15 protein-coding genes are annotated in these 16,494 nt (G+C 46.4%); 5 read left to right on the top strand and 10 right to left on the bottom strand.

Going from position 1 to position 16,494, the window contains the following annotated elements; translation table 11 throughout:
• Positions 1–519: an RNA pyrophosphohydrolase gene (gene rppH, locus CIK04_RS01310; protein ID WP_011078608.1), complete on the bottom strand. Its 519-nt coding sequence runs from the start codon at positions 517–519 to the stop codon at positions 1–3.
• 618 nt (positions 520–1,137) lie between these two features.
• Here rppH and mutH point away from each other — a divergent pair.
• Entirely contained in the window at positions 1,138–1,821 is a 684-nt protein-coding gene (mutH, locus tag CIK04_RS01305; protein ID WP_013572398.1) for a DNA mismatch repair endonuclease MutH, read from the top strand.
• Here the strand turns inward: mutH and CIK04_RS01300 are convergent.
• Positions 1,808–2,119 (bottom strand): hypothetical protein, encoded by a 312-nt coding sequence (locus CIK04_RS01300; RefSeq protein ID WP_017419727.1) that lies wholly within the window; start codon positions 2,117–2,119, stop codon positions 1,808–1,810. The genes mutH and CIK04_RS01300 overlap by 14 nt on opposite strands.
• Before the next feature lie 198 nt (positions 2,120–2,317).
• Between CIK04_RS01300 and CIK04_RS01295 the strand changes: the two genes are divergently transcribed.
• Positions 2,318–3,352 carry an NADP(H)-dependent aldo-keto reductase gene (locus CIK04_RS01295; protein ID WP_097352445.1) on the top strand — a complete coding sequence of 345 codons (1,035 nt, stop codon included), beginning with the start codon at positions 2,318–2,320 and terminating at the stop codon, positions 3,350–3,352.
• 39 nt (positions 3,353–3,391) lie between these two features.
• Here the strand turns inward: CIK04_RS01295 and CIK04_RS01290 are convergent, their stop codons facing one another.
• From CIK04_RS01290 to xerD, 7 genes are all read right to left on the bottom strand, one after another.
• Positions 3,392–3,643: a hypothetical protein gene (locus CIK04_RS01290; protein ID WP_038964042.1), complete on the bottom strand. Its 252-nt coding sequence runs from the start codon at positions 3,641–3,643 to the stop codon at positions 3,392–3,394.
• 511 nt (positions 3,644–4,154) lie between these two features.
• Positions 4,155–5,489: a cyclic-di-GMP-binding transcriptional regulator VpsR gene (vpsR, locus tag CIK04_RS01285; protein ID WP_026050495.1), complete on the bottom strand. Its 1,335-nt coding sequence runs from the start codon at positions 5,487–5,489 to the stop codon at positions 4,155–4,157.
• A 198-nt stretch (positions 5,490–5,687) separates the two neighbouring features.
• On the bottom strand, positions 5,688–7,220 hold the full coding sequence (gene lysS, locus CIK04_RS01280; protein ID WP_017421342.1) for a lysine--tRNA ligase: 1,533 nt from the start codon (positions 7,218–7,220) through the stop codon (positions 5,688–5,690).
• Positions 7,221–7,252: 32 nt separating this feature from the next.
• Positions 7,253–8,351 (bottom strand): peptide chain release factor 2 gene (prfB, locus tag CIK04_RS01275; protein WP_096325347.1). Its coding sequence is split into 2 segments (ribosomal slippage): positions 7,253–8,275 and positions 8,277–8,351, totalling 1,098 coding nucleotides; the frame shifts between segments, so codons are not numbered across the junction.
• A gap of 143 nt (positions 8,352–8,494) precedes the next feature.
• Entirely contained in the window at positions 8,495–10,234 is a 1,740-nt protein-coding gene (recJ, locus tag CIK04_RS01270; protein WP_038964043.1) for a single-stranded-DNA-specific exonuclease RecJ, read from the bottom strand.
• Between the two features lie 51 nt (positions 10,235–10,285).
• Entirely contained in the window at positions 10,286–11,071 is a 786-nt protein-coding gene (gene dsbC, locus CIK04_RS01265) for a bifunctional protein-disulfide isomerase/oxidoreductase DsbC (RefSeq protein WP_170861648.1), read from the bottom strand.
• A 26-nt stretch (positions 11,072–11,097) separates the two neighbouring features.
• A complete protein-coding gene (xerD, locus tag CIK04_RS01260) occupies positions 11,098–12,015 on the bottom strand; it encodes a site-specific tyrosine recombinase XerD (protein ID WP_017421339.1) in 918 nt (305 codons plus the stop codon).
• A gap of 159 nt (positions 12,016–12,174) precedes the next feature.
• On the opposite strand from xerD, the gene fldB reads away from it, so the two are divergent.
• Complete coding sequence (gene fldB, locus CIK04_RS01255; protein ID WP_039540620.1) at positions 12,175–12,693, top strand: flavodoxin FldB; 519 nt, start codon at positions 12,175–12,177, stop codon at positions 12,691–12,693.
• Positions 12,694–12,804: 111 nt separating this feature from the next.
• Here fldB and brnQ read toward each other — a convergent pair whose 3' ends face one another.
• Positions 12,805–14,118 (bottom strand): branched-chain amino acid transport system II carrier protein, encoded by a 1,314-nt coding sequence (gene brnQ, locus CIK04_RS01250; protein ID WP_038940320.1) that lies wholly within the window; start codon positions 14,116–14,118, stop codon positions 12,805–12,807.
• 308 nt (positions 14,119–14,426) lie between these two features.
• Here brnQ and CIK04_RS01245 point away from each other — a divergent pair, with 308 nt between their 5' ends.
• The gene (locus CIK04_RS01245) at positions 14,427–15,146 is read left to right on the top strand and encodes a tRNA1(Val) (adenine(37)-N6)-methyltransferase (protein WP_026050494.1); all 720 of its coding nucleotides are present in this window, start codon (positions 14,427–14,429) and stop codon (positions 15,144–15,146) included.
• 109 nt (positions 15,147–15,255) lie between these two features.
• Positions 15,256–16,482 (top strand): ATP-dependent RNA helicase SrmB, encoded by a 1,227-nt coding sequence (srmB, locus tag CIK04_RS01240; RefSeq protein WP_039540624.1) that lies wholly within the window; start codon positions 15,256–15,258, stop codon positions 16,480–16,482.
• Positions 16,483–16,494 lie beyond the last annotated feature (12 nt).

Here is a 16,494-nt window from a genome sequence, read left to right as displayed (position 1 = left end):
TTATCCTCTTCGTTTAACTTTTTTACCTTTCAATTTACGTTCGCGAAAAGGCATGGCTAACGATGCAAATTCCTTCATCGCTCGGCGATAAACGTCTCGCTTAAATGAAACCACCTGACGTACAGGATACCAATAGCTAACCCAACGCCAACCATCAAATTCAGGAGAGCTACCTTTTTGCATATTGATCTTGGATTCATCGCACTCAAGACGCAAAAGGAACCATTTCTGCTTTTGGCCGATACAAACAGGCTTAGAGTCCCAACGAACCAGTCTCTTTGGTAGTTTATATCTTAACCAATGACGACTGCTCGCAATGATCTTAACGTCTTTGTGCGTTAGACCGACTTCTTCATACAACTCTCGAAACATTGCTTGTTCCGGAGTCTCACCATCATCAATCCCCCCTTGAGGAAATTGCCAAGAGTGTTGCCCGTATCGCTTAGCCCAGAAGACCTGACCATGGTTATTACAAATCACTATACCAACATTTAGCCGGTAACCATCGCCATCTATCACTGGCTAACCTCTAAGATAAGTTTTTTATTACAGTGATTTTTCCACATATCCCCAACAGTAGCAAACTTACTGATGTGATATAGCTAAGATTTATCGTGTTTCAGACCCAATTGAATAACTTTTCAGCACAAAAACAGTTATCAACACAAGTTTGAGACACAGCCCACATTTATTCACCTTTTCTGTGAATAACTTTGTGAAGAATAACTTATTTTCGTCAATGACAGATTCATCATCAATCCATGACAAACACGTCCCCTTTCCAAAAATAAAAAATAGCTTTTAATATTCAATAAATTAAAAACACAAATCAGTTCCACCAGCAAATTAAACCTTGATGATCTTTTGACCACAAACAGATCGGTCAAAGATCATACAATGCTTATTTTATCCACACACAAAGTTTTTAAATTGACTAACATCACCAAAAATCAAGCAAAATATCACTTACCACATACTGTTTATTGATCCATGATTTTACTTTTTACCTTAGAGAGCGCTCTATTCTGTGGATAACTTATTAATAGATCAAAGCACCAGCAATGATGATCCTTGATCGTATCGCTTCGATCCGATTCTTTGTTACCATATCGCTTTCCCATTATTACGGCCTTGGTTATGAAACCCATTCCACAAACAGAAGCAGAACTGCTCCAACGAGCGAATCAAATTGCAGGTTGTAGCTTCGCCGAATTGGCAGAAGAGGCGAATATGGACGTTCCTCTGGATCTCAAACGCGACAAAGGTTGGGTGGGGCAACTGCTTGAGTGGCACTTAGGCGCGCCTGCTGGCAGTAAACCACAGCAGGATTTTTCCGATCTTGGTATTGAGTTAAAAAGTATTCCCGTCAGTTATAGCGGCAAACCGCTTGAAACGACGTTTGTCTGCGTAGCACCACTGACGGGTGTGCATGGATTAACGTGGGAAACCAGTCATGTGCGCAACAAACTCTCTCGTGTGTTATGGATTCCGGTTGAAGGGGAGCGAGAAATCCCACTGGCAGAGCGTCATGTCGGTACACCACTGCTTTGGTCTCCCAATGACGAGGAAGAAATACTACTCAAAAATGACTGGGAAGAATTGATGGAGATGATCGTATTTGGCCAATTTGATCAAATTTCGGCCCGACATGGCGTGGCTCTTCATCTCAGACCAAAAGCCGCTAACAGCAAAGCACTCACCGAAGCGTATAACATCAACGGAAAACCGATTAAAACACTGCCGCGGGGATTTTATTTACGAACTCAGTTTACCGCTCAGATTTTGCAAAATGCCTTCAACTCATTACTCAATGAGGAGTAAGTTGCAGTTCAATGTCATAGTAAGAAGCCAATCGGTCACTACCAACTTCTTCGTAAACGTTATGCAAACGAAGATACGCTTTCTCCACACCCAATTTCAGTAATTCTTCTTTCACTAAATCCAAAGACGAGAAATGCATCAGCTCCTCCCCTTGTTTAATAGGCTCAAGGTGATGTTTGTATTCTATGGCCAACAGATACTCATTGGCATCAGAGCAACCTATTACGAACATTTTAGGCGGCACATAATGATCATGATGTTTACTGTGTAGCCAAAGATCCAATTGATGTTTCTGCATAGCCTACCTCAACCCGATTTCGCAATTTGTCCATTAGGCTCTAAGTGTAGTCCATGATCAATCTGATAGAGCGAGAGAAGCTTTCTTAAGTTGATGAAATTATCAATTATGATATTGCATCTTCTCCTGGGCGTTAAGTCGGCATAAGATGTTGAACAATAGGTAACCGACAATAAATCCAATTAACAAGGAAGTGCCATGCAATACACTAAGCTGCCCCATTCCACGCTTGAGATCAGCAAACTTTGCCTTGGAACCATGACCTTTGGTGAACAAAACTCTCAACAAGACGCTTTCGAACAACTCGATTATGCGGTCGCTCAAGGTATTAATTTTATTGATACTGCAGAAATGTATCCGGTGCCACCAAAAGCACAAAGCCAGGGGTTAACGGAGCAGTTTATCGGCAATTGGCTGAGCAAAAGTGGCAAACGCGAAAAAGTCCTCATCGCCACAAAAATAGCTGGCCCTCGCAATGTTCCCTATATTCGCGACAACATGAGCTTAAACCGACGCCATATTCACACAGCGATCGATGATAGCCTGACGCGCCTGCAGACCGAGTATGTCGATCTCTATCAATTGCATTGGCCTCAGCGTCAAACCAACTGCTTTGGTCAACTCAACTACCCTTATCCCGATACGCAAGAAGAAGTGACGCTCATTGAAACGCTAGAAGCACTGAATGAACTCGTTAAAGCGGGAAAGGTACGTTATATAGGCGTGTCTAATGAAACCCCTTGGGGCGTAATGACTTTACTGCGTTTAGCCGAAAAACACGACTTGCCAAGAATTGTTTCGATTCAAAATCCATACAATTTACTCAATCGCAGCTTTGAAGTTGGCTTGTCCGAGATTAGCCACTACGAAGGCGTTCAACTGCTTGCCTACTCTCCGATGGCGTTTGGCACGTTAAGCGGTAAGTACCTCGATGGCGCTCGCCCAAAAGGCGCTCGCTGTACTCTCTTTGAGCGTTTTCAGCGCTACTTTACCCCACAAGGGCTAGAAGCAACCAACGCGTATGTTTCACTCGCCAGAGATTACGGTTTGGATCCCGCGCAAATGGCGCTGGCTTTTGTTAATCAACGCCCATTTGTCGCCAGTAATATCATTGGTGCAACGACTCTCGATCAGCTTAAAGTCAATATCGAGAGTCTCAATGTCAAGTTAGAAGATGAGGTGTTAAATAAAATACAGCAGATTGGTACCACCTACTCCAATCCATGCCCATAACATTGCGGGCTGTAACCACCAAGGTTACAGCCCTTTCGATTACGTCGGTATTCGCGAACTAAGCACACGGCGAATATGACGGATTCGACGCGCGACTTTGACTTCATCCGGAGTGGTGTTTGGGTTCGCTCGACCACCTTCATCTAAACCAATGTCTCTTAGTAAGAAGGCGTTGTTCCAAGGAATTTCATAACTACTACGACGGACACGTTTCGCCCATTCACGTTCTTCACGTTTTAAATCGGCTTGAACCAAAATAGTGGCTAATTTCAAATAAATAGAGTGACGCATTATTTTTCTCCAAATAAAAATGATTGCTGAGAAAAATGACGTGCTTTCGGGTAGATCAACTCGTAGAGAGAGACACAAACTAAGCTGCCATTTTCCGCAGCTCAGTTAAATAACAATGAGGGTGCGGATTAACTAACCATCGATAGCGGTATCAGCGCCGATGCTGATAACCACACTCATCTCAGATGAATGAGCATCGCGAAGAGCACAAACGGGTTGATTTGCATTCAATTTCAACATGTTAGCCCCCTTCAATGGTTTATTAATCCTAAAGTTTTGATGTGGTATAACTCGAAAGTTACGATTAAATTGTAAGCGAAAACGGTTGCTAATCAATCACTTTTTCTCCAATGCAGCAATTACAAAACATCCTACTAAATGTCAGTTTCATATTGATTGGCTATAACATATTCACCTTGGCAATATGAGGTTATTAGATGATTATCTGAATGTAAAAAGGCCATTCGATAGAATGGCCTCAAGCTTTGGGTGATTTAAACAGGATATTCCGCTACACCGTTTGTTCGGAAATCAAATTGTGTTTGTTTAGTAGTCGATACATCGTCGCACGTGAAACCCCTAACTCTTTGGCGGCATTAGAGACCTGACCCGAATGAGATTCCAGCACCAGCAACAGCGCATCGCGCTCACTTTTCTCACGGATATTTTTTAAGCTGCGCTTACTATCACCACGTTTAGGAAGATCCAATTGCGGCATATCGATGATCACGCTATCTGACATCAGGACAGCACGCTTAATCTGATTCATCAGCTCGCGTACGTTGCCTGGCCAGTAATAGCGCATCAAAGCTCTCAGCGCTTCTTCAGAATAGCCTTTTGCCTGCGCGTTATACTCTTTTGAGTATTCTTGCAGGTAGTAACGAGCCAACAAGGTGATGTCACTGGCACGCTCTTTGAGACTTGGCACATTAATCCGTAGCACATTGATGTAGTGGTAAAGCTCCTCGCTAAAATCCCCATCGATCAGTGCTTTTTCAATATCGGAAGCATTCGCCGTCAAAATACGGACATTGACCTTCTTCATGCCATCGCAGGTTTCTATCGTTCCTTCTTGTAAGAAACGAAGAAGGTGCAGTTGCTGAGTTTTGGAAATCGTTAGAATGTCATTAAACAACACCGTACCACCATCAGCCTGCTCTAGTATTGAAGGCCCCGCATTTGCGTCAGCCCCAATGCCAAAAACATCCGCTTGAAAACGTTGCTCGCTCATTGCACGGCATTTGACAGAAAAGAATGGCTTCATCGCACGCGATGAGATTTTATGAATGGCTCGAGCGACCGTTTCTTTTCCTGAGCCATTCTCTCCGTTGATCAGAATGCTCACATCGGTAGGACCAATGCGTTTAATTTGATCGCGTAGGCGCTTCAAAGGAACCGATTCCCCAATAAGTCCCATATCTTGATTATTGCCAAACGTCGGCCAAACCTTCTTCTCAAGCTTTAACATACCCAATTGATGGCCTATCGTGCTGAGCAGTTGCGCATCAGGGATAGGAGCTGTGAAAAAGTCGATACAAAAGTTAACGATAAACTGGCAAATCGTGTCAGAGCTGAGTTGCTGTTCACGAATAAAGGCGAGCCAGCGTACGTGCTTGTGCGTGCTCACAAGATTAGCGATGCCATTGAGACTGAACTCATCATGGCTAAGGTCAACAATGCCGATGCATGGCCCAATATCTTCTAACAGCGCGTCTACTTTGCGTAAATCCGCACATTGATGGCACTTCCAGCCCACCTGCTCCAAAACGGACAACCAAGGCTCATAAGTACCACCAACCACTACCAATGACCCCGGTACAGAATCCATCTTAAACTGAGTAGCCATATACAACCCTTTCACTATTTCGATCGTTAGTTACATTATCGAGACTAATGATTCATAAGTCTGTTTCAAATATGAGACAGTTAATTAATTCTAGACTCAATTACTAATACTTGGAATGCAGTTAGCATTTAGTGATGTAAAAGGAATTCTGCTCGATAAAAAAAACCACCCGAAGGTGGTTTTTCAATCTATTTGCTCTTACGCCTGAGGACGCATCGCTGGGAATAGAATAACATCACGAATCGTGTGCGTGTTGGTCAGTAGCATCACTAGACGGTCGATGCCGATACCTTGACCTGCAGTCGGTGGTAGGCCGTGCTCTAGTGCTGTGATGTAGTCTGCATCGTAGAACATTGCTTCGTCATCACCAGACTCTTTCGCTTCAACCTGTGCTTTAAAGCGTGCATCTTGGTCTTCAGCGTCGTTAAGCTCGGAGAAGCCGTTCGCTACTTCACGGCCACCGATGAAGAACTCAAAGCGGTCTGTGAAGAACGGGTTGTCATCGCTACGACGAGCCAGTGGAGAGATATCTGCTGGGTAGCCCGTGATGAACGTTGGCTGCATTAGCTTAGGTTCTGCTGTTTCACCAAAGATCTCTTCAAGAAGCTGACCACATGTCCAAAAAGGTTCGACTTCTACATGAACCGATTTCGCGATAGAAACCATTAGGTCACGGTTTTGAATGTCTTCTTCTGTTAGCGCTTGGATTTGCGCGTGGTCTGGGTTGTAGTGCTTGATTGCTTCGAACATGCTCATACGAGTGTAAGTGCCACCAAACTCAACCGTGTCTTCACCGTAAGGCATTGACGTTGAACCTAGAACTTCTAGCGCAACAGAGCTTAGTAGTTCTTCAGTTAGGTCCATCAGATCTTTGTAGTCTGCGTACGCCATGTAGAATTCCATCATAGTGAATTCTGGGTTGTGACGTGGAGAAAGACCTTCGTTACGGAAGTTACGGTTGATTTCGAATACGCGATCAAAACCACCAACAACTAGACGCTTCAGGTATAGCTCTGGCGCAATACGTAGGTACATTGGCATGTCTAGTGCGTTGTGGTGCGTGATGAATGGACGCGCACTCGCACCGCCAGGGATAACGTGCATCATTGGCGTTTCAACTTCCATGAACTGCTTAGAGATCATGAAGTTACGAATTGCAGACATCACTTTAGAACGTACCACGAATGCATTACGAGAATCTTCATTCACGATAAGGTCAACATAACGCTGACGGTAACGCATTTCTTGGTCAGTTAGACCGTGGAATTTCTCTGGAAGTGGACGTAGTGCTTTGGTCAGCAACTCGTACTCTTCCATGTTTACGTATAGGTCGCCTTTGCCAGATTTGTGCAGCGCACCTTTTACACCGATGATGTCACCGATATCAAGACCTTGGTATTTGTCTTTCAGTACTTTTTGTACATCTTTGTCCGCGTAAGCCTGGATACGACCAGAAGTCTCTTGGATAACTAGGAATGGTCCACGTTTGGCCATAACACGACCCGCAATAGCAACAACGTGGTTAAGTGCTTCTAGCTCTTCCTTACTCTTTTCACCGAACTCTTTTTGAAGGTCGCCAGCTAGGCTGTCACGACGGAAGTCGTTTGGGTGGCCATTTGCTTTGCAGCTCTTTCGGATTTGATCCAATTTTGCGCGGCGTTCAGCAATGAGCTTATTCTCTTCTTGTGCAGAGGCTTCTTGTACAGTTTCGTTTTGAACAGCATCAGTCATTTTCGATGTATCCTGTTTAGTCGGTGAAAAGCTTAAAGGCCTGATTTCAGGCTAGCTTCAATAAATTTGTCCAGATCACCGTCAAGAACCGCTTGAGTATTACGGTTTTCGACGCCCGTACGGAGGTCTTTAATGCGTGAATCATCCAATACGTAAGAACGGATCTGGCTACCCCAGCCAATGTCAGACTTAGCGTCTTCATTAGCTTGTTTTTCCGCATTTTGCTTTTGCAACTCAAGTTCAAACAGCTTAGCGCGAAGCTGCTTCATCGCTTGATCTTTGTTTTTGTGTTGAGAACGGTCGTTCTGACACTGAACCACGGTATTCGTTGGTACGTGGGTAATACGTACCGCAGATTCGGTGGTGTTTACGTGCTGACCACCCGCACCAGACGCACGATACACGTCAATACGGAGATCGGCAGGGTTAATGTCGATGTCGATGTTTTCATCAATCTCTGGGTAAACAAACGCAGAAGCAAAAGAAGTGTGACGACGACCGCCTGAGTCAAACGGAGACTTACGCACTAAACGGTGAACACCCGTTTCGGTACGCAACCAACCATAAGCATAATCACCGATAATACGTACGGTGACCGACTTAAGGCCAGCAACATCCCCTTCGGATACTTCGATCACTTCGGTTTTGAAGCCTTTCGCTTCAGCCCAACGAAGATACATGCGAAGCATCATGCTCGTCCAGTCTTGCGCTTCTGTACCGCCAGAACCTGCTTGCAGGTCAATATAGCAATCTGAAGAATCGTGTGCACCAGAGAACATGCGACGGAACTCTAAGCCCGCAAGCTTCTCTTCTAAGGCTTCAAGTTCTGGACCGATTTCATCAAAGGTCTCTTGATCTTCAGCTTCAATGGCCAGCTCAAGTAAACCTTCAACGTCATCCACACCTTGATCAAGTTGATCAATGGTTTCAACAACCGCTTCTAATGACGCACGCTCACGACCGAGAGCTTGCGCTCGATCAGGTTCGTTCCAAACGTCCGGTTGTTCGAGTTCTGCGTTAACTTCTTCTAGACGCTCTTTCTTAGCGTCATAGTCAAAGATACCCCCTCAGGACATTTGTGCGCTCAGACACGTCCTGTAGACGGTTTTTAATGGGATTGATTTCAAACATGTTGGCTCAACATTTTAGAGTAGAATTTAACCGAGGAATTCTACTCAAAAATGTGACAGAGATACAGGAAAAATTGGGAAGAAATTTGCCGATTCCTGAAGAGAAAAAAGGAGCGAGATTCGTTCTCACTCCTTTAATGGCGGTTATCGCGCTTCGATGTGTTCAATCATCAATTGCAACGATTGATTGTTGCGAAACTCATTGATATCCAGTTTGTAGGCAAGGCGAACCGTTTTCACCGAGGCATCGGGCCAGCGACGTAAATCGACGTTGAAAGCGATCCCGTCAATCATGATGTTGGTTGGATGGCCTTTGAATAAAGGCTCAAGCATCAATTTTAAATGTTTTTCTCCGACCAATTTCTGGTGCAGCACTTTAAATTCACCATCAAAAATAGGCTCTGGAAATGCCTGCCCCCAAGGCCCCGCAGATCGCAGCAGCTCCGCAGTATGCATGGAAAACTCTTCAGGCTTGAGTTCGCCATCAGAAAGCACAATGCCTTTCAGCGCGGCTTCATCTAATTCGCGTTTCACCAGTTGATCAAACAATTGACTAAACCGTTCAAAATCGCACTCTTTGATGGTCAAGCCCGCCGCCATGGCGTGACCACCAAATTTGAGGATCAAACCGGGGTTTTGTGTATCAATCAAGTCCAGTGCATCGCGCATGTGTAGGCCAGGAATAGAGCGACAAGATCCTTTGATATACCCATCGCCTCCATCGGCAAATGCGATCACCGGACGATGATATTTCTCTTTAATTCTCGACGCTAGAATGCCAATCACACCCTGATGCCAATCGCGCTGGAAAAGGGCCAAACCATAAGGTAACTCGCTGTTTTCGCCAAACTGCAGGCGCTCACAAAACGCCATGGCCTCTTGCTTCATGCCCTCTTCAATTTCTTTACGAGTTTGATTGAGCCCGTCCAGTTCATGTGCCATACGACGCGCTGCGTGGATGTTGTTGCACATCAGCAATTCAACCCCAAACGACATGTCATCCAGACGTCCTGCGGCATTGATGCGCGGGCCCAGTGCAAAACCGAAATCTGCCGCAACCAAACGACGAGCATCACGCTTGGCCACTTCAATCAACGCTTGAATACCCGGACGTGCTTTCCCTGCGCGAATGCGCTGCAGGCCTTGGTGCACCAAAATGCGGTTGTTTTCATCCAGCGGCACAACATCCGCAACGGTGCCTAAGGCCACCAAATCCACCAGCTCCATCAGCTTCGGCTCTGCCATACCTTGCTCGGCAAACCAACCGCATTTACGCATGTGGACACACAAGGCCATCATCAGATAAAAAGCCACGCCAACCCCAGCCAGGGCTTTGGAAGGAAAGGCGCAGGTCTGTAAGTTTGGATTGACCATCGCATCTACCTCAGGCAACACTTGCCCGGGCAAATGGTGATCGGTCACCAACACTTTTAAGCCATGCTCTTTGGCATAACGTACCCCTTCGATGGAGGAGACGCCGTTATCCACGGTCATGATCACTTCAGCACCCAAGGCGATGGCCTGCTCGACCACTTCAGGACTCAAACCATAGCCATCTTCAAAGCGGTTTGGCACTAAGTAGTCGACATTGTTACTACCAAGCATGCGCAGGGCAAGGACCGAGAGTGCCGAGCTGGTCGCGCCATCGGCATCAAAATCCCCGACCACAATAATTCGCTTCTGCTCACGTATAGCCTCAAAAAGCAGCGCAACGGCAAGTTCAATTCCGTGCAGTTTTTGGTATGAATGCAACCCTTTGACGGCGGTTTCCAATTGGCTTGTGTCTTGAATACCACGGTTGAGATAGATGCGTTTGAGGATATCCGGCACACTGTCGGGCAAGAGGGAAAGATCGGGTTCTGGTCGTCGTTGTATTTCTATCATTAATTGAATAGAGCCTACGGGTCAGACGCGCAGGCTCTGCTCCTTGAAGGTTTATTGTTGCTGTAAGCGCTCTAGCAGTTTTTCTGGTGGCAAGTAACCAGCAACCAGTTCACCATTTGGTAAGAAAATCGCAGGCGTGCCGGTAATTCCGAGTTGCTGACCAAGTTGGTAATGCTGAGCAACGGTCTGCTTACACTGCTGCAAATCATTTTTCGCTGGGGCAAATTTGCGGTTCACTTTAGCATCATGCATCGCTTCTTGCGGATTAGCGGCACACCAGATGCCCGCCATTTGTTCTGCCACTGGGCCCGTGCCACCTTGGCGTGGGTATGCCATGTAACGCACTGTGATGCCTAAGTCATTGTAGCCCTGCATCTGGCTGTGTAGACGAACGCAGTAACCACAAGTAATGTCGGTAAACACCGTCACCACGTATTTTTCATCTTTGGCTTTGTACTCGATCGCACTGTCAGCAAATTCGGCTATTTTCTTCGCGTTGAGCGGTGCTTGACGTTCGGCAACCACGTCCTTGTATTGACCATTTTCGTCAATGGAATACAAGGTTCCAGCAATAAAGTGGCTGCCGTCGTTAGACGCAAACAACACTCCTCCACTGGTTTGAATTTCGACTAAACCCGCCACATCCGAAGGTTGAATATCCATGATGTTCAGGCCCAACTTTGAAAAACGAGCTTTGAGAGCCTCACTATCAAAATGCGTGTTCGCCACCACTTGTGCAGTTGGCTGAGCGGTTTCGACCGCTTGGCTTTCTTCAGCACCGCAGGCCGTCACAAAGAGAGGAAGAGTTAAAAGAGTTAATCGGCGTAATACGCTCATTAAAATCACCTTGTCGTTATTCCGCGTTAAGCACGCGGATGATGTTGGCTATGAATCTGTTTTAGTCGTTCTGTTGCCACGTGAGTATAAATTTGCGTGGTCGATAAGTCACTATGACCAAGCAGCATCTGTACGACCCTTAGATCGGCACCATAGTTCAATAAATGGGTGGCGAAAGCGTGCCTCAAAACGTGTGGTGACAGATGATCAGTATCGATACCTGCAATCACCGCATAGAACTTGATGCGATGCCAAAACGTCTGTCTGGTCATCTGTCTGGCACGTTTACTTGGAAACACCACATCCGAAGAGGTTTCACCTAATAATGCCGGACGACCCTGTTTGATAAAGGTTTCGATCCAGTCGATAGCATTTTCCCCCATGGGCACTAAGCGCTCTTTACCACCTTTACCGGTTACCCGCACCACACCTTGGCGCAAGCTGATGTTTTCCATGGTTAAACTCACCAACTCGGTAACACGTAAGCCCGTGGCATACAGTAGCTCAAGCATGGCTTTGTCACGCAGCTCCACCGGATCATTGGGATCGGGCGCATCCAATAGTGCATCGACCTGCTCTTCACTGATGTCTTTTGGCAAACGTTGCGGCAATTTAGGGCTGACCAACAGGGCACTAGGATCATCAGCTCGTACTTTTTCTCGATGGAGATATTGAAACAGACGACGAATCGCTGACAACATCCGCGCTCTTGAAGTCTGCTTGTAGTCTTGATCCACCAAATAGCTTTGGTATTGCTGAAGCCCAGACAGGCTGATGAAATCGAGTCGATAATGATTCGCTTCCATCCACTGCAATAACTTCATCAGATCGTTGCGGTAAGAGGACAACGTATTCTCTGCGAGGCCTCGCTCCATCCACATCGCATCGAGAAATTGCTCTACGTAGCCAAAATCTTGCATATTAACCGATGCCGTTTGTTGCATGGACACACCTTAAATCACTGTAAATCAACAGTGCTGAGAGTAAGACAGCCACAGATTTAATGCTATAAAAAATCCATACAGACGCGATATTCGCTGCAATCCTCCGCAGAATCGAGGTAGAATTCGCCATCGCATGGCAAAACAGTACTGATAACGCAGATGAAAATCGGACTTTTTTACGGCTCAACCACCTGTTACACCGAAATGGCGGCAGAAAAAATGCGCGCAATTTTGGGGGATGAATTGGTTGAGATTCATAATGTCAAAGAGTGCGACCTCGCACAAATGGCAGACTATGACCTGCTGCTTCTTGGCATTTCCACTTGGGATTTTGGCGAAATTCAAGAAGATTGGGCCGCAATTTGGCACGATCTCGCCTCCTCGCCTGTGCAAGGTAAAACCATCGCACTGTTCGGTCTTGGTGACCAAGAAGGTTATGGTGAATGGTATCTCGACGCGATGGGATTGCTGCACGATGAGCTTAAAGCGGTAGGTGCGGAGTTTATTGGTTATTGGCCAAATCAAGGCTACCAATTTGAAGCCTCTAAAGCTCTCACTGAAGATGGCAGCCACTTTGTTGGCTTGGCGCTCGATGAAGATTCCCAATACGACTTGAGTGACGAGCGCATCGCCACTTGGATTGAGCAAGTTTTAACGGAATTTCACGATAAGCTGTAACGCTTAAGGCGAATTTTCCAAACCTCGCCGGTTTGTGAATCAGCCGTTAGCAAAAAGCCCGTCACATTGGACGGGCTTTTTATTGTCTTGCGTTTTCGCAAAGTGCTGCGATTAAGCGGCTTCTTTTGCCAGTTCTTGGCGAACAGAACGGCTGACAAAGAACATACACACAATTGCCGTCATGGTTGGCAACAACCACGCCATGCCTACTTCAAATAGTGGCAGTACTTTGAATGGCGATACATCCACACCCGCTACTTTTGCCGCATCAATCAGGGCAAACAACAGTGAAACAAGGATAACCACGCGGTACGCCATTTGTGGGTTTGGTAGTTTCTTACGCACGAAAGTCAGTGCAACCAGCGCAATGGCCACTGGGTATAGTGCAAACAGGACCGGTACAGACAGCGCGATAAGCTGTGCAAGACCCACATTCGCCACCACAGCACAAGCAACACCATTGATCACAACCCACGCTTTGTATGAAAGCGGAGTCAGTGAACTGAAGTAATCCGAACACGCTGAGATCAGACCAATCGCAGTGGTTAAACAGGCAAGCAGTACAATTACAGACAACACAATTTGACCATAAGGACCAAACAGCGCTTGAACGTATAGACTAAGAACCACGCCACCGTTGTCTGCACCAGAAGCCACCGCCGCGCTCGTTGCGCCAAGGTAGAACAATGAGATGTAAACAAATGCCAGACCGGCCGCCGCAATGAAACCTGCGTAAATCAGGTATTTAGTCGTTGCAGAACGCTCCGTAATACCGCGGCTGCGTAGCGCATCAACGATCAGCATACCAAACATCAGTGAGCCAAACGTATCCATGGTGTTGTAACCTTCAAGGAAACCTTTGGTGAGTGGCTGTGTTAGGTATTCACCTTGTGCAGCAAGCATTTCGCCTTGGGGATCAATAAATACCGCAAGCGCCAAAATAATCAGGCCAACAAAGAGCACTGGCGTTAATACTTTACCGATGACGTCAATCAACTTACCTTGCGACCAAGAGAAGAACATCGCCACCGCAAAGAAAAGGATCGAGAAAATAGTCAAATGTGACTGAAGCGCGTCAGCAAAGAAAGGCTTCACCGCCATTTCGTAGGCCACTAGGCCAGTACGTGGCGCAGCAAAAGCAGGGCCGATGATGATAAAAATCAATACCGCCATCAGTGTTGCTGCTTGCTTAGGAAGATCTTTGGTTAGGTGATCCCAAGTTCCACCTGCAACGGCAATAGCAATAATGGTAATCAAAGGAAGACCTACTGCCGTCACAAGGAAGCCTGACATCGCAGGGAACAGATGCTCACCCGCAAGTTGACCTGCTAGAGGAGGGAAAATAATGTTGCCCGCTCCCAAGAAAAACGCAAACAGCATAAAGCCGACTGCGATAATATCGGTTAGTTTTAAAGTCTGATTCACAGATAACCCTTAGAATAGTTCTGAATGATGTTGTGTATGCATTCGCCGCTCTGTCGACCGACGATTGTGCTAATTTTAGGGGCGCATAATGACGAAATGACCACCAATTGGCAACCTTTAAGCCCGAAAACACTATATTAATTTATATAAGTGACAATATCACAGTGAATGTGACTGAGATCTAATTTGTATTTAGACAGATAACCTACACAATGCCGCATCAAAGCGATAACAGACAGAGAAATAATTCAAACAAATCCTTAACAATGGTTTTTCTATCTAGAAATAGGAAAAATGAAGAGATAAACATGAAGAGTGGCACATTAAAAACTAAAGGGTTCAAATTTAAACAGTTTTCAATCGCCAGCAGTAACTCTGGTATGCCCGTCAGTACTGATGGCGTCTTGCTCGGTGCTTGGGCCAACTTCCACCACTGCCAAAACCTACTCGATATTGGTACAGGGACAGGATTACTTAGCTTGATGTGCGCTCAGCGATACGCACATCTTTCGATCACTGCGGTCGATATTGACGCGCATGCCGTGGAAGCCGCACAAGAAAACTTCAGCCACAGCCCTTGGCACTCACGACTTCAGTTGCAACACGGTGATGTACTCAAGCTCGATTTTACGCATCGTTTTGATGGCATTATTTGTAACCCGCCTTACTTTAATAACGGGGAACAATCCCAAGCGACGCAGCGCGCTACCGCCAGACACACCGATACTCTTGCCCACGATGCGCTGTTATTGCGCTGCAGAGAATTACTCACCCCGAATGGCAAAGCCAACTTTGTGTTGCCACTGACCGAGGGAGAACAATTTCTGCAACTCGCTCAACAGCAAGGTTGGCATCTACATCGGCTATGTCATGTAAAACCTAGCCCGAATAAGCCTGTTCATCGCTTACTGTTTGAACTCGGTTTATCCACGGCAATAACGAGTGAGGAACATCTCACGATCAACGATGGATCGACCTACAGCGCAGCCTTTGTCAAACTGTGCCAGGATTTTTATCTCAAGATGTAGAAATAACGTGTGATCAAAATCACCGAACACTCTATAATATTCGCCCTTTTAAACTATTGCTGCCCATTGAACTTTGTATCACTAGGGCATTGCTTGTGGAGAACACACTGTGATCAGAACCTTTGCCGATCTTGATCTTGACCCAAACTTGCTGGCTGCCATCGAAGAGATGGGCTACGAGCGTCCAACTCAAATTCAGGCAGAAGCAATTCCACAAGCCCTAGAAGGCCGTGATATTCTTGCTTCCGCTCCGACAGGAACAGGAAAAACCGCCGCATTTGTCTTGCCTGCGCTGCAATATTTGCAAGATTTTCCACGCCGTAAACCTGGACCTGCACGCGTTCTTATCCTAACGCCAACCCGTGAACTGGCGATGCAAGTGGCTGACCAAGCGCGTGCGCTTGCCAAAAATACCAGTTTGAACATTTTCACCATCACAGGTGGTGTTCAATACCAAGAACATGCGGATATCCTTGCAACCACACAAGATATCGTAGTGGCGACTCCGGGCCGCTTGATGGAATACATCCAAGCAGAACGCTTTGACTGCCGCGCGATCGAATGGCTGATCCTCGATGAAGCAGATCGCATGCTTGACATGGGCTTTGCTCCAACGGTTGATCGTCTATCCAATGAGTGTCGTTGGCGCAAACAGACCATGCTCTTCTCTGCTACGCTAGAAGGCAAGGGAGTGGAAGGCTTTACGGCGGATCTGCTGAACGATCCTGCGGACATTGATGCGGAACCATCACGTCGCGAGCGTAAAAAAATCACCCAGTGGTATTACCGTGCAGATAGCATGGAGCACAAACTCGCGCTACTGAAAGACATCATCAACAATCAAGCCGAGCGCACAATTGTGTTCCTCAAAACACGTGAGCGTTTAGCGGATCTGCGTGCTCACCTCGAAAGCGAACAAGTCAACTGCGCTTGGATCCAAGGTGAAATGCCGCAAGATCGTCGTAACAACGCGATTGCTCGCTTTCGCGATGGCAGTGTGAATGTGCTGCTTGCAACCGATGTCGCAGCTCGTGGTATTGATCTACCTGACGTGTCTCACGTTGTTAACTTCGACATGCCACGCAGTGCCGATGTTTACCTTCACCGCATTGGTCGTACAGCGCGCGCAGGTAAGAAAGGCAACGCAATCTCTATCGTAGAAGCACACGACCAACCAATGATGGATCGCGTCGCTCGCTACGTGAAAGAGGACATTAAAGAGCGCTTTATCAAAGAGCTTCGCCCTCAACACAAGAAGCCGGTGTTTAAGAAGAAAAAGAAAAAAGACGATAAAAAAACGTCCATGAAAAAGAAAAGCACCAAAAAGAAAAAGTAATGATTCGATAAC

The organism is Vibrio sp. 03_296, from assembly GCF_002265885.1.
The sequence above is the reverse complement of the archived record's forward strand: the minus strand, read 5'-3'. Positions and strand labels throughout refer to the sequence as shown.

Bases quoted from the DNA above. Each gene is read 5' to 3' on its own strand.
- mutH (WP_013572398.1), top strand. From the start codon at position 1,138: ATGAAACCCATTCCACAAACAGAAGCAGAACTGCTCCAACGAGCGAAT.
- CIK04_RS01300 (WP_017419727.1), bottom strand. From the start codon at position 2,119: ATGCAGAAACATCAATTGGATCTTTGGCTACACAGTAAACATCATGAT.
- CIK04_RS01295 (WP_097352445.1), top strand. From the start codon at position 2,318: ATGCAATACACTAAGCTGCCCCATTCCACGCTTGAGATCAGCAAACTT.
- CIK04_RS01290 (WP_038964042.1), bottom strand. From the start codon at position 3,643: ATGCGTCACTCTATTTATTTGAAATTAGCCACTATTTTGGTTCAAGCC.
- vpsR (WP_026050495.1), bottom strand. From the start codon at position 5,489: ATGGCTACTCAGTTTAAGATGGATTCTGTACCGGGGTCATTGGTAGTG.
- lysS (WP_017421342.1), bottom strand. From the start codon at position 7,220: ATGACTGATGCTGTTCAAAACGAAACTGTACAAGAAGCCTCTGCACAA.
- recJ (WP_038964043.1), bottom strand. From the start codon at position 10,234: ATGATAGAAATACAACGACGACCAGAACCCGATCTTTCCCTCTTGCCC.
- dsbC (WP_170861648.1), bottom strand. From the start codon at position 11,071: ATGAGCGTATTACGCCGATTAACTCTTTTAACTCTTCCTCTCTTTGTG.
- xerD (WP_017421339.1), bottom strand. From the start codon at position 12,015: ATGCAACAAACGGCATCGGTTAATATGCAAGATTTTGGCTACGTAGAG.
- fldB (WP_039540620.1), top strand. From the start codon at position 12,175: ATGAAAATCGGACTTTTTTACGGCTCAACCACCTGTTACACCGAAATG.
- CIK04_RS01245 (WP_026050494.1), top strand. From the start codon at position 14,427: ATGAAGAGTGGCACATTAAAAACTAAAGGGTTCAAATTTAAACAGTTT.